We start from the raw sequence: 20,406 nt of genomic DNA, 5'->3' as shown, positions 1-20,406 counted from the left end.
GAGGGAACCATGCTAACGTTTATCGAGCTCCTGATTGGGGTGATTGTCATTGTCGGGGTCGCGCGCTACATCATCAAAGGTTACTCCGCGACCGGGGTGCTGTTTGTCGGCGGTCTTACCCTGCTCATCGTCAGCGCCCTGATGGGCCACAAGGTGCTGCCGTCCAGCGCCACCAGCACCGGTTACACGGCGACTGACATCATTGAATACATCAAAATCCTGCTGATGAGCCGCGGTGGCGATCTGGGGATGATGATCATGATGCTCTGCGGATTTGCCGCCTATATGACCCATATCGGCGCCAACGATATGGTGGTCAAGCTGGCCTCAAAGCCGTTGAGCTATATCAACTCCCCTTACCTGCTGATGATTGCCGCCTATTTCGTGGCCTGTCTGATGTCGCTGGCCGTATCGTCGGCGACGGGCCTGGGCGTACTGCTGATGGCGACCCTGTTCCCGGTAATGGTCAACGTGGGGATCAGCCGCGGCGCAGCAGCGGCTATTTGTGCCTCTCCGGCAGCCATTATTCTCTCGCCAACTTCCGGTGACGTGGTGCTTGCCGCCAAAGCCGCCGAGATGCCGCTGATTGATTTCGCCTTTAAAACCACCCTGCCAATCTCCATCACCGCCATTATCGGCATGGCGATTGCGCACTTCTTCTGGCAGCGCTACCTCGATAAAAAAGAGAACATCTCTCACGAGCGTCTCGACGTCAGCGAAATCACCACTACCGCCCCTTCCTTCTATGCCATTCTGCCGTTCACGCCTATCATCGGGGTGCTGATTTTTGACGGCAAATGGGGCCCGGAGCTGCATATCATCACCATCCTGGTGCTCTGCATGCTGATTGCCGCCGTGCTGGAATTTGTTCGCGGCTTTAATACCCAGAAGGTCTTTAGCGGCCTGGAAGTGGCCTATCGCGGCATGGCGGACGCCTTCGCCGGCGTGGTCATGCTGCTGGTCGCGGCCGGGGTCTTCGCCCAGGGGCTGAGCACCATCGGCTTTATCCAGAGCCTGATCTCCATCGCCACCTCCTTCGGTTCGGCGAGTATTATCCTGATGATGGTGCTGGTGGTCCTGACCATGCTGGCGGCGATGACGACCGGCTCAGGCAACGCGCCGTTCTACGCCTTTGTGGAGATGATCCCGAAGCTGGCGCACTCCTCCGGCATCAACCCGGCCTATCTCACTATCCCGATGCTGCAGGCCTCCAACCTGGGCCGTACCATCTCCCCGGTTTCCGGCGTGGTGGTAGCCGTGGCCGGGATGGCAAAAATTTCGCCGTTTGAAGTGGTGAAGCGCACCTCCGTTCCGGTACTGGTTGGGCTGGTCATCGTCATTATTGCCACTGAAGTGCTGGTGCCTGGCACCGCCGTGGGTTAAGCCATCCCACAGCATAAAGCGCCTGCGGGCGCTTTTTGTGCTTTAATAACTCCCAGCAATATTTTGCTTACAACCACCAGGAATTGACATGTTCAGAAAGGATTTCGTTTTGCCTGTCAGCGTAACCGCAGTTGCGCTGTGCGCGTTGCCGGCGCTGGCCGCCCCGCTTCAGGCGACGCAATATGCGGATTTTGATCGCTACGTGCTGGCGCTCTCATGGCAGTCGGGTTTTTGCCAGAGCCTGCATGACCGCAACCGCGCGGCGCCAGACGAGTGCCGCCTGCAAAAAGAGCGTGACGACAAAACGACTATTCTCACCGTGCATGGCCTGTGGCCGGGTCTGCCAAAATCCATCGCAGCCCGCGGCGTCGACGAACGTCGCTGGATGCGCTATGGCTGTGCGACCCGTCCCATCCCGAATATGCCGGAGGCAAAAGCCAGCCGTAAATGCGATGCCGCAGAGACCGGCCTGTCGCTGACCGGGGCCGCAAAACTGAACGAGGTGATGCCCGGCGCAGGCGGCAACTCCTGCCTCGAGCGTTACGAATATGCCAAACACGGGGTCTGCTTCGGCTTCGATCCTGACGCGTATTTCGGCACCATGGTACGCATGAACCAGGAAGTCAAAACCAGCCCGCTGGGGCGGTTCCTTGCGGATAACTACGGTAAAACCGTCACCCGCAGCGCCTTCGATGCCGCGGTCGCCAGAAGCTGGGGGCCAGCCACGGTGAAAGCCGTTAAGCTCAGCTGCAGCGGCAACCCGGCATATCTTACGGAGATGCAGCTGTCGCTTACCGCAGCCAGCATCAATGCCCCACTGACCACCGCCTCATTTGCACCCCAGCCGCATCCGGGCAACTGTGGCAAACAGTTTGTGATCGACAAGATCGGCTACTGAGCCCTTACCCTTTTCGCGCGTCCGGGCGGATCAGGTCAAAGCGGTGCTCCTCGCTGATGCCGAAGTAGGCTGACGGACCACCGGCGCGCAGCACTGGCTGCGCTTTCGCCGTCTGGTAGATCCCCTCATGCAGCAGGCTTTCGTCAATGTGGATCCCTACCACTTCCCCCAGCACCAGCCAGGTATCGACCGGGGCGCCGCTGGCGGAAGTCAGCTGGATGCACTGCGACAGACGGCACTCAAAGTTGACCGGGCTTTCGGCGACGCGCGGCACCTTCACTATCCGGCTCTCAGCTTTTGTGAGCCCGGCACGCAGAAACTCATCTTCGCCGTGCGGCAGGCTGGCGGAGGTCTCATTCATGGCGCTGGCCAGATCAAAGGTGGTGAGATTCCAGACAAACTCTTTGGTTTCGACTATATTGCGCACGCTGTCTTTCCAGCCGGAGCTGGCAAAGCCAATGACTGGCGGATGGTAGTTAAAACAGTTGAAGAAGCTGTAAGGCGCCAGATTGGGGCGTCCTTCAGGATCGCACGACGCGATCCAGCCAATCGGACGTGGGCCAACAATGGCGTTTAAGGGATCGTGCGGCAGGCCGTGCCCCTGCGAAGGTTGGTAGAAGTACATAGCGCTCTCAGGTCAGATTGTTGATTCACACCGGCAGGCACGGATTACGCTTCGCTCATCCCCCTGCCCCAGGAGGATCAGCGTAACGCAATCCGTAGAAAAGTAAGACTGAAATACGTGCTACAGTCTTCGTTGTTCTGCTGTTATGGGTGTGTCACGCTACATAACCTGCGCATTAGAAGGATAATCCAAATTTTAAAAGGATCATCTCTTTCGCTTAAATTTCATACTATCGACCCAGCTGAGGCTTCCGGACTACATCCACGCCATGAATGTGACAGCCATCTCTTCAAACCCGGGCGCAGACTCAGTATTATCAGTCAGCGTTAAACCCTCGCTACCGGATGGCGAGGGTTTTCTTTTGGCATCTCTTCTGCGGTTGTCGCAGCATTAACGACATGGAGTAAATAATGTCCAGACCCACAATTATCATTAACGAACTCGATGCTGAACGTATCGACCGTCTGCTGGAGCAACCGGCCTTTGCATCGCTGCCCATCGCGGATGCCCTGAACGCAGAGCTGGATCGCGCCCAGATGTGCGCGCCGCAGGACATGCCGTCCGACGTGGTGACCATGAACAGCAAGGTGACGTTTCGCGATCTGACCACCGGCGACGTGCGCACCCGCACGCTGGTCTACCCGGCGCAGATGACCGACAGCAGCACGCAACTGTCGGTGCTGGCGCCGGTGGGTGCCGCGCTGATTGGTCTGCGTACCGGGGATACTATCCACTGGGAACTGCCAGGCGGTACCGCCACGCATCTGGAGGTGCTGGAACTGCTCTGGCAGCCTGAAGCGGCAGGCGAATACCTGCGCTAATCCCATCTGAATAAGCGTTAAAGCGCTTTACCCAGAGGATGCCCGGGCATCCTCTTTCCGTTCACCTTCGTTACAAAAGCGTGTCCCCAGGCATGGGGTTGACCAGTCCTGTGACCCGATCTTTTGCCGCTTCCGCGCTTTGCGCCCCGGGCACCAGAATGATTTTCCGGCAATCCTCCTGACGTTTCTCAAAGATCTCGTAGCCGCGGGCCGCCTCTTCAAACGGCATATAGTGGGTGACGATCTCTTCGGGTTTCAGCAGCCCTTTCTCAATTAACGGCAACAGTTCGCCCAGCCAGGCATGAACGTTGGTCTGCCCCATCTTAAAGGTCAGCCCTTTATCAAAGGCATCGCCAAACAGAAAACCGTGAATAAAGCCGGCATAGACGCCCGGCACGCTGACAATCCCGCCGCGCCGCACCGCCGCGATACACTGTCGCAGGGCCTTGCCGCTGCTGCCTTCGAGCTTCAGGTTGGTTAATACCGTTTCCGTGGTGCTCCCTTTCGCCTCAAAGCCCACGGCGTCGATCACCGCATCCACGCCGCGATTTCCGGCAGTCTGCTCAATGATCTTCTCTGCGGGGTCGTCGTCGCGGTCAAAGTTAACGGGGATAGCCCCGTAACGCATCTCGGCGAAACGCAGGCGGTAGTCGTGGTGATCGACAATAAACAGCTGCTCAGCCCCCAGGTAGCGCGCGCAGGCGAGGGTCAACAGCCCCACCGGCCCGGCGCCAAATACCGCGACGCTGCTGCCCCGGGTAATCTGGGCATTTTTGGCGGCCTGCCAGGCGGTGGGCAGGATATCGGAGAGGAACAGCGCTTTATCGTCTGAAAGCAGGGGCGGCACCTTGAAGGGACCAACGTTACCTTTTGGCACGCGGACATACTCCGCCTGGCCGCCAGGCACCCCGCCATAGAGATGGCTGTAGCCAAACAGCGCTGCCGGGGCCGGGATCTGTTTTTTATTCAGGGCTGCCCCCTGTCCGGTATTGGTACTTTCGCAGGCGGCATACTGCTGCATGCGGCAGAAGAAACAGTCGCCGCAGGCAATCACAAAGGGAATCACCACCCGGTCGCCCTTGCTCAGATTTTTGACCTCTCGTCCGGTCTCCACCACTTCGCCCATAAACTCATGTCCGAAGATATCGCCATGTTTTACCTTCGGTATCTTCCCGCGATAGAGGTGCAGGTCAGAACCGCAAATGGCGGTTGCGGTGATGCGCAGAATAATATCATCAGCCTGTTCAATGGCCGGATCGGGTACCGTTTCAACTTTAACGCTGTGTGGACCGTGATACGTCAATGCTTTCATTTGACCTCCGGTTTCAGAGAAAAAAGACGGGTTTACCTTAAAAGGGTAGCTATCGCCGGAGATATACCGGGGAAATGGGCGGCTTTGGGAATAATCCTGGAAAGGAAGCGATGCGGCAAAAAGCCAACAAACGAGGCGATATTAAAAAGTGTCACCGGGCTATCAGAATCTATTTATATTTTGTGATTGAATGAATTAAGCGTAAATAACAGGGAGAAACGGGTATGTACCAGACGATTATTATGCCGGTGGATGTTTTCGAGATGGAGTTAAGCGACAAGGCGATCCGCCACGCTGAATTCCTCGCGCAGCAGGATGGTATTATTCACTTACTGCATGTTTTACCGGGCTCTGCCACCTTTGGGTTGCATCGCTTCGCCGCCGATATGCGCCGCTTCGAAGAGCATATCGAGCAGGAAGCGAAGACCCGGCTGCAAACCATGGTCAGCCATTTCAGCATCGATCCCTCCCGGATCCGAACCCATGTCTGTTTTGGCAATGTGCGGGACGTCGTCAACGAGGTGGCCAGCGAGCTCAAAGCCGATATCGTGGTGATCGGGTCGCGTAACCCGTCCATCTCCACCCATCTGCTGGGGTCGAACGCCTCTAACGTCATCCGCCACGCCTTCATTCCGGTGCTGGTGGTGAGATAAAAAAAAGAGGCTACCCCAGGGTAGCCTCTTCACATTGCAGGTGCTGTCTTACATTCTTATGCTGTTTTGGTACGAATCAGATGATCAAAGGCGCTCAGGGAGGCTTTCGCCCCTTCGCCAGTCGCGATGATGATCTGCTTGTACGGCACGGTGGTGCAGTCGCCCGCCGCAAATACGCCCTTCACGCTGGTTTCACATTTGGCATCAATAATGATCTCGCCCATGCGGTTGCGCTCGATCGCGCCTTCCAGCCAGGTGGTGTTTGGCAGCAGACCAATCTGTACGAAGATGCCTGAAAGCATAACGCTGTGCACATCTCCGCTCACGCGGTCGCGATACTCAAGACCGGTCACTTTGCTACCGTCGCCTTTCACTTCGGTGGTCTGTGCGTTCAGGATGATATCGACGTTCTTCAGGCTGCGGACTTTATCCTGCAGGACCTGATCGGCCTTCATCTCTGGGGCGAACTCCAGCAGCGTGACGTGCTCGACGATACCGGCGAGGTCGATAGCCGCTTCCACACCCGAGTTACCCCCACCGATTACCGCCACGCGCTTGCCTTTAAACAGCGGGCCGTCGCAGTGCGGGCAGTAGGTCACCCCTTTGGTGCGATACTGGTCTTCGCCAGGCACGTTCATGTTGCGCCATTTGGCACCGGTCGCAATGATAACGCTGCGCGCTTTCAGCACTGCGCCAGACGCGGTTTCAATCTGATGGAAGCCGCCTTCCTGCGCCGCTGGCACCAGTTTGCTGGCACTCTGGCTGTCGATCACATCCACTTCATATTCGCTGACGTGCGCTTTCAGGGCGCCAGCCAGTTTCTGACCTTCGGTTTTCGGTACGGAGATATAGTTTTCAATGTCCACCGTATCCAGTACCTGGCCGCCAAAGCGCTCGCCCATCAGACCGGTGCGAATACCTTTACGGGCGGAGTAAACCGCAGCCGCCGCACCCGCAGGACCGGAGCCGACAATCAGCACGTCATAGGCATCACGCTTGTTCAGCTCTTCCGCGGCACGTTTTTCTGCGCCGGTGTCCACTTTGGCAACGATCTCTGCCAGCGTCATACGACCCTGACCAAACTCTTTACCGTTCACAAATACCGCCGGAACGCCCATCACGTTGCGATCGGTGATTTCGTTCTGGAACACGCCACCGTCGATAGCGGTATGTTTGATGCGCGGGTTCAGCACCGCCATCAGGTTCAGCGCCTGCACTACGTCCGGGCAGTTATGGCATGAGAGCGAGTAATAGGTTTCAAACTCAAAATCACCGTCCAGGTCGCGGATCTGCTCCAGCAGCGCCTGCGCCTCTTTTGACGGATGGCCACCGGTCCACAGCAGGGCCAGAACCAGTGAGGTAAATTCGTGACCCAGCGGGGAACCGGCAAAGCGCGGACCCTGAACAGAGCCTGGGTTAGTGATCAGGAAAGAGGGCTTGCGCACGGCAAGACTGTTATCTTCCTTGAAAGTGACCTTTTCGGACAGTTCGGCGATTTCCGCCAGCAGTTCCTTGATTTCTGCCGATTTAGCGCTGTCATCCAGCGTGGCAATCAGCTCAACAGGTTTGGTCAGCTTCTCAAGGTACGCTTTGAGCTGGGTTTTCATATTTGTGTCGAGCATTGTTCATCTCCTGCTTAAAAAACATCATCATGCAAGCGGCCTTATCCGGGCTGCCTGAATGCAACTTGCATCATGGTGCTGGAATGAAATGGGCGCAGATGCGCCCATTGATTGCCGGGTAAGCGAAGTGCTACCGGGCATTACTGACTTAGATTTTGCCTACGAGATCTAAAGAAGGAGCCAGGGTCGCGTCGCCTTCTTTCCATTTCGCCGGGCACACTTCGCCTGGGTGAGAAGCAACGTACTGAGCCGCTTTGATTTTGCGCAGCAGGTCGGATGCGTCACGGCCAATACCTTCAGCGGTAACTTCGATGGCCTGGATGATGCCCTGCGGGTCAACAATAAAGGTGCCACGGTCGGCCAGACCTTCGTCTTCACGCATGTTTTCAAAGTTACGGGTCAGGGCGCCAGTCGGGTCACCGATCATCGCATATTTGATTTTTGCGATGGTTTCAGAGCTGCTGTGCCATGCTTTGTGGGTGAAGTGGGTGTCGGTAGAGACAGAGTAAACGTCTACGCCCAGCTTCTGCAGTTCTTCGTAGTGATCTGCAACGTCACCCAGTTCGGTCGGGCAAACGAAAGTGAAGTCTGCCGGATAGAAGAAGAACACGCTCCAGCGGCCTTCGGTGTCTTTCTCAGTGATTTCTACGAAGTCACCGTTTTTGAACGCCTGGTTTTTGAAAGGTTTGATTTTGGTGTTGATTAAAGACATCTGTACTTCCTCCGTGTTTTCGTTGAGGTGTAAGGTAACCAACTTTGCCGATGGGGGCTAATGCGTTTGCATTATCAAATCAATCAGCGATACCTAACAACCCGTTACGCGTTACTACGTGAACTGAAAAAGTAAAAAGGCCGCCTTGACGGCGGCCCTGATACCTGAATTACCCGAAGGTAACGTCAGTGCCAGCCAGAGCTGGCGATGCGTTGCGCTCTACATTACCTTTAGCAAGGTCGTAACAGCGATGTGGATTACACCACCCACCCCACCAAAGGGCAATTGGCAAAGACGTTGTAATATCTATGGCTGCGATAGGTTTTATCTAATCGCACCTTTGCCGTTGTTTTATAAGGATTTAAGATATTCAAACGCCCCCTGTCTCTCTGGCAGCGCATGAATGCCCTGATAGATCGCGAAGCGATGATGGCTTCGCCGGGCGCCGCTGCCACGCCGGCTATCTATAAGATGAATAATGAGAATGAATGACAGCAGGTCGCAGGATTACCGGATGCTCTACAGCTCAAATTAATGATGGCCACCTCCTGAAAAGGGCACAAATCAGCATATCAATCCTTCTGCCAAATTTATTTGACCAAAATTATCCTCTGACGCACTGGCTTGTTTATTCAATTTATCTACAACCATGATATATTAAGTAGAAGTTCAAGATTCGTTAAGTCAGGCATTCAAATGGATGATGAATACCTGGCTAACTTCTATAGTTATTTTATCTATGCCAATTATGGCAGAACAGCTAATCAGGATGAATTATGGCTAATCTCTATGACCTCAAAAAATTTGACTTAAATCTTCTGGTAATATTTGAGTGTATATATCAACACCTTAGTATCAGTAAGGCCGCAGAAACGCTCTTTATCACTCCCTCCGCCGTCAGTCAATCCTTGCAGCGTCTGAGAAACCAGCTGAACGATCCCCTCTTTATCAGGGCGGGTAAAGGTATCACCCCAACCACCGTTGGCGTTAATCTGCATAAACATCTGGAAGAGAACCTCAACCAGCTCGAACAGACCATAAACATCATGCACAGCTCTTCGCTCGAAAAGAGCCTGACGGTGTACGCGCCACAGGTGCTGACGCCTGACCGGCTGTTCGGGCCGATGAAACTGCTGATTCGCGAACACAATTATGAGATTGAGTACCACGATCTGCTGCTGTCAAGAGAGAGCGCCGATGACCTGCTGGCCTATCGCAAAGCCGATCTGGTGTTTTCATTTTCGCCGGTGAACAATCGCTCGGTGGTCTGCAATCACTTTATGAGCGTTCCCATTGTGCTGGTCTGTCGACAGGCACACCCCCGCATCGGCGCTTCCGTTACCCTTGAGCAGTTAAACGAAGAGAAATACACCTACTACATCACCAATGACGCTAACGTAACGAACTTACGTGCGTCATCAGATCAATATATCCCGGAAAGAAAATTTGGCTTCCGCAGTGATTCTTTCTTCTCGCTTATTAACATGATAAGTGCCTCCAACCTGCTGGGTTATATACCGGAAATTGCCTATAAACAGTACCGCGATACCCTTATGCTGAAAAAAATCGATGTTCCTTTTTCATTGCCTGAGATAAATATTTATATGATGTATAACCGGACGGCTACAACCAGCAGAGTTTTTTCAAGCTTTATTGATCAGGTCAATACCGATGGTTTTAATTATGACTGATACTGTCAATAATTCTCTCTAACATTGTTACCACGCCGGATTATTACTCCGGCATAGTCCGTATAAATATAATTTGCAGGCTTATGATTTATAATGCGCAAAGGCGCTCTGCGGCGGCCAGGAGAGTACTTTCCTGTTTCGCAAAACAGAGGCGAATTAATTTATGCGGAAACGGATCGGCGCAGAACACCGAAAGAGGAATCGCCGCGACGCCCACCTCTTTCGTCAGCCACTGGCAAAAACTGACATCATCCAGATCGGAGATCGCACTGTAGTCCGCCAGCAGGAAATAGGTGCCTTCGCAGGGCAGGATCTCCAGACGGCTTTCCCCCAGCGCCTCGATGAAACTGTCCCGGCGGGCGCGATAAAATTCTGGCAATTCACGGTAGTGTTCCGGCTGGTTGCGCAGCATATCGGCAATCGCCAGCTGAGCCGGGGTGTTGACGGCGAACGTCAGGAACTGATGCACCTTGCGCAGCTCGGCGCTGATGGCCGCAGGCGCCACGCAGTACCCCACTTTCCAGCCGGTCATATGGAAGGTTTTGCCAAAGGATGAGACGGCAACGGCCCGCTCGCGCAGCTGCGGATGGGCCAGCACGCTGGCATGCCCCGCCCCGGCAAAACAGATGTGCTCGTACACCTCATCGCTCAGAACATAAATCTCACGCTCCGCAATCGCCTGCCACAGGGCGGCGAAATCCGCCTGCTGCCAGACGGTCGCCGACGGGTTATGCGGAGTGTTGAGGATCACCAGGCGGGTTTTCTCACTCAGCAGTGACGCAAAGGCCTGCCAGTCCGGGCGGAAATGCGGCGGCTGCAGCGCCACGCGCCTGACCACGCCACCCGCCAGTTCAATTGCCGGAGCATAGCTGTCGTAGCTTGGGTCAAAGCAGATAACCTCATCCCCCGCCCGCACCAGGGCGGTAATGGCGGCGTACAGGGCTTCGGTCGCTCCGGCGGTGACGGTGATGTCGCTGTTGGCATCCGGTTTATAGCCATACAGTTCCGCGGTTTTGTCAGCTATCGCCTCGCGCAAAAGTTGTACCCCGGTCATCGGCGCATACTGGTTCGCGCCGTTCGCCACATGGTAAGCCAGGCGTTGCTGGATATACGCTGGCCCGTCGAAATCGGGAAAACCTTGCGACAGATTGATGGCGTTAAACTGCTGCGCCAGGGCGCTCATCTGAGTGAAGATGGTCGTGCCAAGACCGGGAAGTTTGCTCTCTGGAATCAAGGGGTTATTACTCATTTCGGCGGACCTGTATGTAATACAAATGTTGCCGCCACTATAACACGATGCTAGTATTTGGCAATCAAGACGCTTAGACGTCTAAATCATAATGATATTCCTGGCCGAAGAGGTAAGAAGGAAGATGACAGACAACCTGCAACTCACCGCCCTGGTCGAAGCCTGCCACTGGATCGGTGCAAAGGGCTGGGCACCCGCTACCGGCGGCAATATGTCCGTACGCCAGGATGAGACCTGGTGCTGGCTCAGCGAATCCGGAAAAGACAAAGGCAGCCTGACGACCGCTGATTTCCTGCAGGTTGAAATTGCCACCAATCGCGCCCCCTCCGGCCGCAAGCCTTCCGCCGAAACCGGTCTGCATACCCTGGTCTATCGCCTCTTCCCGGACGCGAACGCGGTGCTGCACGTCCACACGGTCAACGCGACGGTACTGTCACGGCTGGTTAAAGAGCCGGAGCTGCACATCAGCGGCTTTGAGATGCAAAAATCGCTCAGCGGACAGACCACACATCGGGATACCGTTCCGATTGCCCTCTTTGATAACGACCAGGATATCGACGCGCTGGCGTCACGTATCGCCCATTACGCCCAGGAGCGGCCGCTGAATTGTGGTTTTCTTCTGCGCGGGCATGGCTTAACCTGCTGGGGACGCGACGTGGCAGAAGCCCGACGCCACCTTGAAGGCCTCGAATTCCTGTTCGAGTGCGAGATGCGTTTACGACAACTGGAGAGAGTATGATTCGCGCGATTGTGACGGATATTGAAGGCACCACCAGCGATATTCGTTTTGTCCATAATGTCCTGTTCCCCTACGCGCGCGAGCGGCTGGCCGCCTTTGTCAGCGCCCAGCAATATGCCGAGCCGGTCAACACCATTCTGGACAATCTGCGTGAAGAGATTGCCGGGCCGCAGGCCAGCACCCAGGATCTGATTGAGACCCTGTTTGCCTTTATGGATCAGGATCGCAAATCCACCGCGCTGAAAGCGCTGCAGGGGATCATCTGGCAGGAGGGTTACCTCAACGGCGACTTCACCGGCCATCTCTACCCGGACGTTCTGCCTTCCCTTGAGAAATGGAAAGCGCAGGGTATTGATCTCTATGTTTATTCCTCAGGCTCGGTGGCTGCGCAGAAACTGTTATTTGGCTACAGCGATGAAGGTGATATTACTCATCTGTTCAGCGGCTACTTTGATACCCGCGTGGGTGCCAAGCGCGAGGTGCAGTCTTATCAGAACATTGCGGCCCAGATTAACGTAGCGCCCTCGCAGATCCTGTTCCTGTCGGATATTCACCAGGAGCTGGACGCCGCTGAGCAGGCCGGTTTTCGCACCCTGCAGCTGATTCGTGGCGATGATGACGGTGCCAGCCACCATCACCAGGTGCATCAATTTGACGACATCAATCCGGAGCAGATCCCTTCATGAGCGCATTGACCATTTTTTCCGATAAAGACGCCACGCAGCCGCACTGGCACAGCACTGACGCCGGGGCGATTGCACAGCAGCTTAATGCCCGTGGCGTACGCTTTGAGCGCTGGGAAGCCGATCGTGATGTAGGCCGAGATCCGGCACCAGAGACGGTGATCGATGCTTACCAGCACGCCATCGATAAGCTGGTGGCAGAAAAGGGCTATCAGAGCTGGGATGTCATCAGCCTGCGCGCGGATAACCCGCAAAAAGAGGCCCTGCGCGCGAAGTTTCTTAATGAGCATACCCATGGCGAAGATGAAGTGCGTTTCTTTGTTGAGGGTGCCGGGCTGTTCTGCCTGCACATTGATGACCAGATTTATCAGGTGTTATGCGAGAAAAACGACCTGATTTCGGTCCCCGCCGGAACGCCGCACTGGTTTGATATGGGCTCCGAGCCGAACTTTACCGCCATTCGTATCTTCGATAACCCCGAAGGCTGGGTGGCGCAGTTCACGGGCGACGCAATTGCAGATGCCTATCCGCGATTGCCATAGGTAAACGCAAAACGGCAACCCAGTTGCCGTTTTTAGTGTTTGTTCCCTCTCCCTGTGGGAGAGGGCCAGGGTGAGGGGATCAGACCGCACTATCCCCCAAAAACCCCACGCTCTACGTCCTCAGGCCACACCACCCCGCTGTCCAGCACCCAGCCACTAATCAGCGCCGCAGGCGTCACGTCGAACGCCGGGTTATAGACCTGCGCGTCAGTGGGCGCCCACTGCACCGCGCCGAAACTCCCCGCCACGCCGGTCACTTCCCGGGCGTCACGCTGTTCAATGGGGATCGCCTCCCCGTTCGGGCAATTCGGATCGAGCGTCGTTTGCGGGGCGGCAACATAGAACGGAATGCCGTGAAATTTCGCCAGCACCGCCAGGGAATAGGTGCCGATTTTATTCGCCACGTCGCCGTTGGCGGCGATACGGTCGGCCCCGACCCACACCGCGTCCACCTCCCCTTTCGCCATCAGGCTGGCAGCCATCGAATCGGTGATAAGCCGGTACGGCACGCCCAGCTCACCCAGCTCCCAGGCCGTCAGCCTGCCGCCCTGTAACAGCGGACGGGTTTCATCCACCCAGACGCTGCTGACCTTGCCCTGCTGATGCGCATGAGCAATTACCCCCAGCGCGGTACCCACGCCCGCCGTCGCCAGCCCCCCGGTGTTGCAGTGGGTCAGCAGGCGGCTGCCCGGCGTCACCAGCTCACTGCCCGCCCGGGCGATAGCGTCGCAGAGCTGCTTATCTTCGTCGATCAGGCGCAGCGCCTCCGCCACCAGCGCCGGAACAAAATCCTCCTGCCACAACGCCTGCTTCATGCGGTCGAGATTGTTCATCAGATTCACCGCCGTCGGGCGCGAGGCGCGCAGGGTCTCCAGAGCCGCCGCCAGTTCGTCCCGGCTGTAGCCATTTTCCGCCAGCAGGGCCAACAGCAGGCTGGCGGAAAGCCCAATCAGCGGCGCGCCCCGCACGCGCAGGGCGTGAATATGGCCCACCAGCGCCTCTACCGTTGTCGCATCCAGCCAGCGTTTCTCCTGCGGAAGCGCCTGTTGGTCGAGAATAAATAGCTGATTTTCCGTCACCCGCAGGCTGGTCGTCTGTAATCTCTGCATGTCGTTAATTCTCTGTTGCGTTGTTGTAGCACATTGTGTCAGGATAAAATTCAGATGTATAGACGTCTAAATGTCTTTATTACCGGAACAGATGAGGAACAGGCAATGTCGCAATACCATACCTTTACCGCTCAGGACGCCGTAGCCTATGCCCAACAGTTTGGTGGCCTCGACGATCCCGCCTCGCTGGTGGAGGCGCAGGAGGTAGGCGACGGTAACCTTAATCTGGTGTTTAAAATTTTCGATAACCAGGGTGTCAGCCGCATCATCGTTAAGCAGGCCCTGCCATACGTGCGCTGCGTAGGCGAATCCTGGCCGCTGACTCTGGATCGCGCTCGCCTCGAAGCGCAAACCCTGGTAGAACACTATCAGCACAGCCCGCAGCATACGGTCAAAATCCACCACTTCGACCCGGCGCTGGCGGTGATGGTGATGGAAGATCTCTCCAGCCATAAGATCTGGCGCGGCGAGCTCATCAACAACGTCTACTACCCGCAGGCGGCAAGCCAGCTGGGGGAATATCTGGCCCACGCCCTGTTCCACACCAGCGATTTTTATCTGCACCCGCACGCCAAAAAAGCGCAGGTGGCAAAGTTCATCAACCCGGAGATGTGCGAGATCACCGAAGATCTGTTCTTCAACGATCCGTATCAGATTCACGAGCGCAATAACTACCCGGCGGCGCTGGAAAACGACGTCGCCGCCCTGCGCAACGACGATCAGCTGAAAATTGCCGTGGCCGCCCTGAAGCACCGCTTCTTCTCCCAGGCCGAAGCGCTGCTGCATGGCGACATTCACAGCGGCTCAATTTTTGTCGCCGACGGCAGCCTGAAGGCGATTGACGCGGAGTTCGGTTATTTCGGCCCGGTAGGTTTTGATCTCGGCACCGCCATCGGCAACCTGCTGCTGAACTTCTGCGGCCTGCCGGGTCATCTGGGCATCCGCGACGCAGCCGCCGGGCGTGAACAGCGCCTGATTGATATCCAGCAGCTGTGGACCACCTTCGCAGAGCGTTTCCAGGCCCTGGCCGCAGAAAAATCCCGCGATGCCGCGCTCAGCGTGCCGGGCTACGCCAGCGCGTTTCTGAAGAAGGTCTGGCACGACGCCATTGGCTTCTGCGGCACCGAGCTGATCCGCCGCAGCGTGGGCCTGTCGCACGTGGCAGATATCGACACCATCCGGGATGAGGAGATGCGCCACGCGTGCCTGCGCCACGCCATCACCCTGGGCAAAGCCCTGATTGTGATTGCCGATCGCATCGACAGCGTGGACGATCTGGTGGCGCGGGTGCGTCAGTACAGCTGATTTTACCGCCTCTCCCGAAGGGAGAGGCGTTTTATCCTGAATACTCAATCACCGATAACCCGCCGTTATAATCCGTGCTGTAGATAATTCCCTGGGCATCCACAAACACGTCGCAGGACTGGATCACCTGTGGGCGGTTGGGCCGCGTATCCATCATCTTCTCCGGCGCGGCGGGCACCAGCGCCCCGGTTTCTACCGGACGATACGGATTGGAGATGTCGTAGGCGCGTACGCCCGCATTCTGCCAGGTGGCAAAAATCAGCGTTGAGCTGATAAAGCTCCCGGGGCGGTTTTCATGCAGATTGTGCGGGCCGAAGTGCGCCCCTTTCGCCACGTAATCCCGCTCGTCGGGCTGCGGGAAGGTGGAAATACTGACCGGGTTCGACGGCTCGCGAATATCAAACAGCCAGATCAGCTTCTCGCCGTCCTCCTGGTTATCGAGCACCGCTTCGTCCAGCACCACTAACAAGTCACGATCCGGTAGCGGCAGCGCGGTATGGGTGCCGCCGCCAAACGGCGGGCTCCAGTTTCGATGGCTAATCAGTTTCGGCTGGGAGCGATCTTTCACATCCAGCAGCGTCAGGCCGCCATCGCGCCAGCTGCCGTAGGCGGTATCGCCCGCGATAATCGCGTGGTGCAGCGCGTAGCGTTTGCCTTCCGGCCAGTCCGGATGCTCGCCTTCGGCCTGGTGCATTCCCGGCAGCCACCAGCGCCCGGCAACCTGTGGATTGCGCGGATCCGCCAGATCGATGGTCAGGAAGATATAGTCGGTAAAGCCGTCGATCAGCGCCGAGACGTAGGCCCAGCGTCCGCCCACGTACCAGATACGGTGGATGCCGATCCCACTCAGCGACAGAAAACCGATCTCCCGCGGCTTATCCGGCGTGGAGATATCAAAGACGCGCAGCCCGGCGCTCCAGCCCCTGTCCTGCACGTCGCTGACCGTCTCCCCCACCTGACGGGTGTAGTAGACCTTTTCATCCGCAAAGCGGGCATCGGCAAACAGATCCCGGGCGTTGATCACCAGCAGCAGGTCGTCGTGGGCCTGGAGATGCACGTTCCAGGTGCCGGGCGGCGCAGGCACGTAGCCTGCCGCAGTCGGGTTTTTCGGGTCGCGGACGTCAACGATTGAAAAGCCCTGCGACACCATATGGCCAATATACGCATAACCGCGGTGCACCATCAGCTGCACGCCGTCCGGGCGTCCGCCCTGGTCGCTGTGGCCGATTAAGCGCATGTTACGGCTGTATTCGGGGGTGGGTAAGTGGGTCACTTCAACTCCTGTTCGCCGGGTGGCGGCTGCGCCTTACCCGGCCTACAACACCGTAGGCCCGGTAAGCGAAGCGCCACCGGGCATTATTTTGCCTTCGCTTCCAAAGTTGCAAACCACGGGGCGATAAAGTCTTCGGTCTGGCCCCAGCCTGGAATGATCTTGCCCAGAGACGCCACGTTCACCGCACCCGGCTGGGCCGACAGCAACGCCTGCGGAATGGCCGCGGCTTTAAAGTCATAGGTCGCAGGCGTCGGTTCCCCGGCAATTTTGTTGGCGATCAGACGTACGTTGGTCGCGCCAATCAGCTTCGGATCCACCGCCACGCTCACCGCCCACGGGCTGCCTGCTTCGCGCATCAGCTGCAGATCCTGATTAGAGATGTCGATGCTGTAGAGTTTGATCTCGGTGCGGCCGTTCTCTTTCAGCGCCTTATAGGCACCCTGGCTGAAGGCATCCCAGGTGCCCCAGATGGCGTCGATCTTGCCTTTCGGGTATTTCGCCAGCACCGCGCCCACCTTGTTGGCGGTGTCACCCTGCACGTCGGAAGATACTGCTCCGATGGACTCCAGCTCCTTTATGCCCGGGTTCTGCTTCAGCAGTTCCTGATAGGCGGTCTGACGACGCTCCATCGGCGGGAAGCCAGCTACCCACAGCTTAATGATGTTGGCCTTGCCGTTGAAATCTTTCACCAGCTGGCCGAACGACAGGTTGGTCAGGGAGGCGTCATCCTGCTGGGTAACGGTCACGCCCGGGATCTCACCGCTCACCGCGGTATCAAACACCGCCACCTTGATCCCGGCATCCACCGCCTTTTTCACCAGCGCGGTGGAGTACGGATCGCGCCCCTGGGAGAGAATAATCCCGTCATATTTCTGGCTGATCGCCTGGTTAACGAAATCCTGGAATTTGGCATCGTCGCCGTTGCTTAAAAAGGTGCTGACCTTAAAGCCGAGCTTCTTCCCTTCCTGGATCGCCCCGGCCACAAACTGGGTGGTGTTGTCGTCAGAGCCAAGGTTACGAATGACAGCGATGCGGATCTGACCGTCGTGGTTGGCAATGGCCGCCGGAACCGGCGCAGGCGTCGCCGCATGGCCCGGGAGTGAACTCAGTAATCCCAGCGTCAGCAAAGAGAGTGCAACTTTTTTCATTCTGTTATCCCGTTGTGTTGTTAGCGTTTTTGTACGTACGTCATCGCCAGTGCCACTGCAAGCACCAGCCCTTTTATAATGTCCATCGCGTAATAGGGCACCGAGAGCATCACCAGCCCGTTCGAGAGCACGCCGAGGATCACCGCCCCCACCAGGGTACCCAGCGCATTCGGTTTGCCGGAGCCCGCCAGCGAGAAGCCGATCCACGCCGCCGCCACGGCATCCATCAGATAGCCGCCACCCGCATTCACCTGCGAGGAGCCAATGCGCGAGGCCAGCAGAATGCCGCCCAGGCCCGCCAGCAGGGAGGCAATCACGTAGGCCGCCACCTTGTAGCGGGTGGTGCGGATCCCGGACAGTCGTGCCGCCTCGGGGTTGCCGCCAATGGCGTACATCCGGCGGCCGTGGGTGGTCAGCGACAGCCCCAACTGGGCCAGCAGCGTCACCGCCAGCATGATGATGACGATGGTCGGCACCTGGCCCAGCGCGCCAAACGCCGCCGGAATGGTTCCTTCCGCCATATCCCCGCTCGGCAGCACCATGTTTTCGGTGATCGACCCGCCGTAGCTGTAGGTCATCGCCACGCCCTGGATCACAAACAGGCTGGCAAGGGTCGCCAGCATGTCGGGAATGCGCAGGATGACGATCAAAAAGGCGTTAAACAGCCCCACCAGGGTGCAGAGCGCGAGGGTGATCAGAATGGATTCGGTGGTGCCAAAGCCGTGCCAGACAAACAGCGAGATCACCAGCGCATTGGCCAGCGAGGCCGTCGATCCCACGGAGAGGTCGAACCCGCCGATGGTCAGGGAGACAGAAACCCCGACGGCAATCACCGTCACAATGGCGATGGAGCGCAGAATGTTGATGATGTTGTTCGGATCGAGGAAGTTCTCTGACGCCACGCCGAAAATAGCCACCAGCGCGACCACCGTCAGCAACATGCCCCATTTATAGAGAAAATCGAAAATTTGCTGACGGCCAGACGCCGCCGCCGTCACTGAAAGGGCCTTGCTCACGACGCCGTTCCTCCGGTTGAATAATAAAGTAATGTCTCTTCACGGGCGCTTGCCCCCTCGACTTCCGCCACGATGCGCCCGTCCCACAACACGCAGATGCGGTCGCACAGGCCCACCAGCTCGGCGAACTCGCCCGAGGCGTAAATCACCCCTTTGCCTTCCCGCGCCAGGCCGTCAATGAGCTGGAACAGATCGGTTTTGGCCTTCACGTCCACCCCTTTGGTGGGCTCATCGAAGATCAGCACCTGAGCGTTGCCGCGCAGCCATTTGCCGATGGCCACCTTTTGCTGGTTGCCGCCGGACAGACGACGCAGCACCTGCCCCGGCCCGCGAGCGCGCACCCCTACCCGGGCAATCACCTCTTCCGCCCAGCGCCATGCCTGGCGATGATCAAACAGGCTCCAGCGCGAAAAGGTGTTATCCGCTGACACCGCCAGGTTCATGCTCACCGGCTCGTCGATAAAGATCCCCTCTTTGCGCCGCTCCTCCGGCACCAGCGCCAGCCCGCGCAGGACGGAATCCGCCGGATCGCGCGGCTTCCATGCCTGGTGGTTTAACTCACCCTTCGCCACCCGGCTTTTGCTGGCACCAAACAGCGCCTTGCAGAGCTCGGTTTTTCCGGCCCCTGCCAGCCCGGCGATGCCCAGAATCTCGCCCTTACGCAGGTGCAGGGAGATATCCTTCAGCAGCCCTTCGTCGTGCAGGCCCTCCACGCGGAGCAGCGTCTCCTGGCTGTGCGGCGGTCGCGCTGGCGGGTAGATGTCGCTCAGCTCATGGCCGAGCATCTTCCCGACGATAGCTTCCCCGCTGAGATGCGCCATCGGGCCGGACTCAATCAGCTTGCCGTCGCGCAGCACCGTCAGGGTGTCGCAGATCGCCTTCAGCTCGTGAATACGGTGGGAGATAAACACCACCCCGATCCCCTGCTGCTGGAGGCGGCGCACCACGGCAAACAGCCGCTCGCTTTCGTGGGCATCCAGCGGCGCGGTGGGTTCATCCAGAATGAGGAAGCGGCAGTGATGGGAGAGCGCCCGCGCCAGCAGAATCTGCTGCTTTTCCGCCAGGGTGCAGCTGTCGATGGTGCGCCGGACGTCGAGAGTGACATCCAGCTGCGCCAGGGCCTGGCGGGCCTGCTCGCGCATCCTGCCCCAGCGGAAGCGGTGACCCGGCTGCGCCAGATGGTCGAGCATGATATTTTCGGCAATGCTGAGGCCGGGGATCAGCGCCACGTCCACTTCCTGCTGCACCAGATGAATGCCCAGCCGTTTGGCATCCCCCGGCTGGCGAATGGCGACGGGCTGATTGTTAATGCTAATCTCCCCCTCATAGCGCCCGTGCGTCCCGCACAGCACCGCCATCAGGGTGGACTTCCCGGCGCCGTTCGCGCCCGTGAGCGCGTGCACCGATCCGCCCGTCAGCGTGAAATCAACGCGCGACAACGCCTGAAAGCCAGAAAAAGCCAGGCTGATGCCACGCATCTCGAGGCGACTGGTTATCATCCGCTGCTTCCTGTAATTAATCTTTTGATTTATAGAATTTTTCACAGCATTGTCTGGCTGGCAACGACGGAAAAAGCATAAGATAAAGCAAAAAAGTATTAGCCATCCGGATGTCCAGACATAACA

19 protein-coding genes are annotated in these 20,406 nt (G+C 57.5%); 9 read left to right on the top strand and 10 right to left on the bottom strand.

Annotated features, from left to right (window positions below):
* Positions 1–9 precede the first annotated feature (9 nt).
* Complete coding sequence (dcuC, locus tag NB069_RS05735) at positions 10–1,383, top strand: anaerobic C4-dicarboxylate transporter DcuC (protein ID WP_250588437.1); 1,374 nt, start codon at positions 10–12, stop codon at positions 1,381–1,383.
* An 88-nt stretch (positions 1,384–1,471) separates the two neighbouring features.
* Positions 1,472–2,281 carry a ribonuclease I gene (rna, locus tag NB069_RS05730; RefSeq protein ID WP_250588430.1) on the top strand — a complete coding sequence of 270 codons (810 nt, stop codon included), beginning with the start codon at positions 1,472–1,474 and terminating at the stop codon, positions 2,279–2,281.
* Positions 2,282–2,285: 4 nt separating this feature from the next.
* Here the strand turns inward: rna and NB069_RS05725 are convergent, their stop codons facing one another.
* Positions 2,286–2,906: a flavin reductase family protein gene (locus NB069_RS05725; RefSeq protein ID WP_250588428.1), complete on the bottom strand. Its 621-nt coding sequence runs from the start codon at positions 2,904–2,906 to the stop codon at positions 2,286–2,288.
* A 410-nt stretch (positions 2,907–3,316) separates the two neighbouring features.
* Here NB069_RS05725 and rnk point away from each other — a divergent pair, with 410 nt between their 5' ends.
* Entirely contained in the window at positions 3,317–3,727 is a 411-nt protein-coding gene (gene rnk, locus NB069_RS05720) for a nucleoside diphosphate kinase regulator (RefSeq protein WP_250588421.1), read from the top strand.
* A 70-nt stretch (positions 3,728–3,797) separates the two neighbouring features.
* On the opposite strand, the gene NB069_RS05715 is transcribed toward rnk, so the two are convergent.
* Positions 3,798–5,039 carry a zinc-dependent alcohol dehydrogenase gene (locus tag NB069_RS05715; RefSeq protein WP_250588420.1) on the bottom strand — a complete coding sequence of 414 codons (1,242 nt, stop codon included), beginning with the start codon at positions 5,037–5,039 and terminating at the stop codon, positions 3,798–3,800.
* Positions 5,040–5,263: 224 nt separating this feature from the next.
* Between NB069_RS05715 and uspG the strand changes: the two genes are divergently transcribed.
* A complete protein-coding gene (gene uspG, locus NB069_RS05710) occupies positions 5,264–5,692 on the top strand; it encodes a universal stress protein UspG (protein ID WP_223074893.1) in 429 nt (142 codons plus the stop codon).
* A gap of 56 nt (positions 5,693–5,748) precedes the next feature.
* Here uspG and ahpF read toward each other — a convergent pair whose 3' ends face one another.
* Together ahpF and ahpC are read right to left on the bottom strand one after the other, a co-directional pair.
* The gene (gene ahpF, locus NB069_RS05705) at positions 5,749–7,314 is read right to left on the bottom strand and encodes an alkyl hydroperoxide reductase subunit F (protein WP_250588418.1); all 1,566 of its coding nucleotides are present in this window, start codon (positions 7,312–7,314) and stop codon (positions 5,749–5,751) included.
* Between the two features lie 148 nt (positions 7,315–7,462).
* Positions 7,463–8,026, bottom strand: a complete 564-nt coding sequence (gene ahpC, locus NB069_RS05700) for an alkyl hydroperoxide reductase subunit C (RefSeq protein ID WP_032617008.1) — start codon at positions 8,024–8,026, stop codon at positions 7,463–7,465.
* Positions 8,027–8,802: 776 nt separating this feature from the next.
* Here ahpC and citR point away from each other — a divergent pair.
* Entirely contained in the window at positions 8,803–9,717 is a 915-nt protein-coding gene (gene citR / locus NB069_RS05695) for a DNA-binding transcriptional repressor CitR (protein WP_250588416.1), read from the top strand.
* Between the two features lie 88 nt (positions 9,718–9,805).
* On the opposite strand, the gene NB069_RS05690 is transcribed toward citR, so the two are convergent.
* Positions 9,806–10,966 carry a pyridoxal phosphate-dependent aminotransferase gene (locus NB069_RS05690; protein ID WP_250588414.1) on the bottom strand — a complete coding sequence of 387 codons (1,161 nt, stop codon included), beginning with the start codon at positions 10,964–10,966 and terminating at the stop codon, positions 9,806–9,808.
* 124 nt (positions 10,967–11,090) lie between these two features.
* Here NB069_RS05690 and NB069_RS05685 point away from each other — a divergent pair, with 124 nt between their 5' ends.
* From NB069_RS05685 to NB069_RS05675, 3 genes are read left to right on the top strand one after another with little or no spacing between them, the layout of a single operon-like run.
* Positions 11,091–11,705: a methylthioribulose 1-phosphate dehydratase gene (locus tag NB069_RS05685; protein ID WP_250588412.1), complete on the top strand. Its 615-nt coding sequence runs from the start codon at positions 11,091–11,093 to the stop codon at positions 11,703–11,705.
* The gene (gene mtnC, locus NB069_RS05680; protein WP_250588406.1) at positions 11,702–12,391 is read left to right on the top strand and encodes an acireductone synthase; all 690 of its coding nucleotides are present in this window, start codon (positions 11,702–11,704) and stop codon (positions 12,389–12,391) included. The genes NB069_RS05685 and mtnC overlap by 4 nt, the downstream gene beginning before the upstream one ends.
* Positions 12,388–12,930 (top strand): 1,2-dihydroxy-3-keto-5-methylthiopentene dioxygenase, encoded by a 543-nt coding sequence (locus tag NB069_RS05675; protein WP_250588404.1) that lies wholly within the window; start codon positions 12,388–12,390, stop codon positions 12,928–12,930. Before mtnC ends, NB069_RS05675 begins: the two co-directional genes overlap by 4 nt.
* Before the next feature lie 89 nt (positions 12,931–13,019).
* On the opposite strand, the gene mtnA is transcribed toward NB069_RS05675, so the two are convergent.
* Complete coding sequence (gene mtnA / locus NB069_RS05670; protein ID WP_250588402.1) at positions 13,020–14,039, bottom strand: S-methyl-5-thioribose-1-phosphate isomerase; 1,020 nt, start codon at positions 14,037–14,039, stop codon at positions 13,020–13,022.
* A gap of 105 nt (positions 14,040–14,144) precedes the next feature.
* Here mtnA and mtnK point away from each other — a divergent pair, with 105 nt between their 5' ends.
* Entirely contained in the window at positions 14,145–15,344 is a 1,200-nt protein-coding gene (mtnK, locus tag NB069_RS05665) for an S-methyl-5-thioribose kinase (protein WP_250588400.1), read from the top strand.
* A gap of 31 nt (positions 15,345–15,375) precedes the next feature.
* On the opposite strand, the gene NB069_RS05660 is transcribed toward mtnK, so the two are convergent.
* From NB069_RS05660 to NB069_RS05645, 4 genes are all read right to left on the bottom strand, one after another.
* A complete protein-coding gene (locus NB069_RS05660) occupies positions 15,376–16,617 on the bottom strand; it encodes an LVIVD repeat-containing protein (protein WP_250588398.1) in 1,242 nt (413 codons plus the stop codon).
* Between the two features lie 83 nt (positions 16,618–16,700).
* Positions 16,701–17,765: a sugar ABC transporter substrate-binding protein gene (locus tag NB069_RS05655; protein ID WP_250588396.1), complete on the bottom strand. Its 1,065-nt coding sequence runs from the start codon at positions 17,763–17,765 to the stop codon at positions 16,701–16,703.
* A gap of 20 nt (positions 17,766–17,785) precedes the next feature.
* A complete protein-coding gene (locus tag NB069_RS05650) occupies positions 17,786–18,781 on the bottom strand; it encodes an ABC transporter permease (RefSeq protein WP_250588394.1) in 996 nt (331 codons plus the stop codon).
* Positions 18,778–20,280 (bottom strand): sugar ABC transporter ATP-binding protein, encoded by a 1,503-nt coding sequence (locus NB069_RS05645; RefSeq protein WP_250588392.1) that lies wholly within the window; start codon positions 20,278–20,280, stop codon positions 18,778–18,780. The genes NB069_RS05650 and NB069_RS05645 overlap by 4 nt, the downstream gene beginning before the upstream one ends.
* Between the last annotated feature and the right edge of the window lie 126 nt (positions 20,281–20,406).

The sequence above is a fragment of the Leclercia adecarboxylata genome (assembly GCF_023639785.1).
In the GTDB taxonomy this organism is placed as follows: domain Bacteria; phylum Pseudomonadota; class Gammaproteobacteria; order Enterobacterales; family Enterobacteriaceae; genus Enterobacter; species Enterobacter adecarboxylatus_D.
This window is presented reverse-complemented; position numbering and strand designations above follow the sequence as displayed.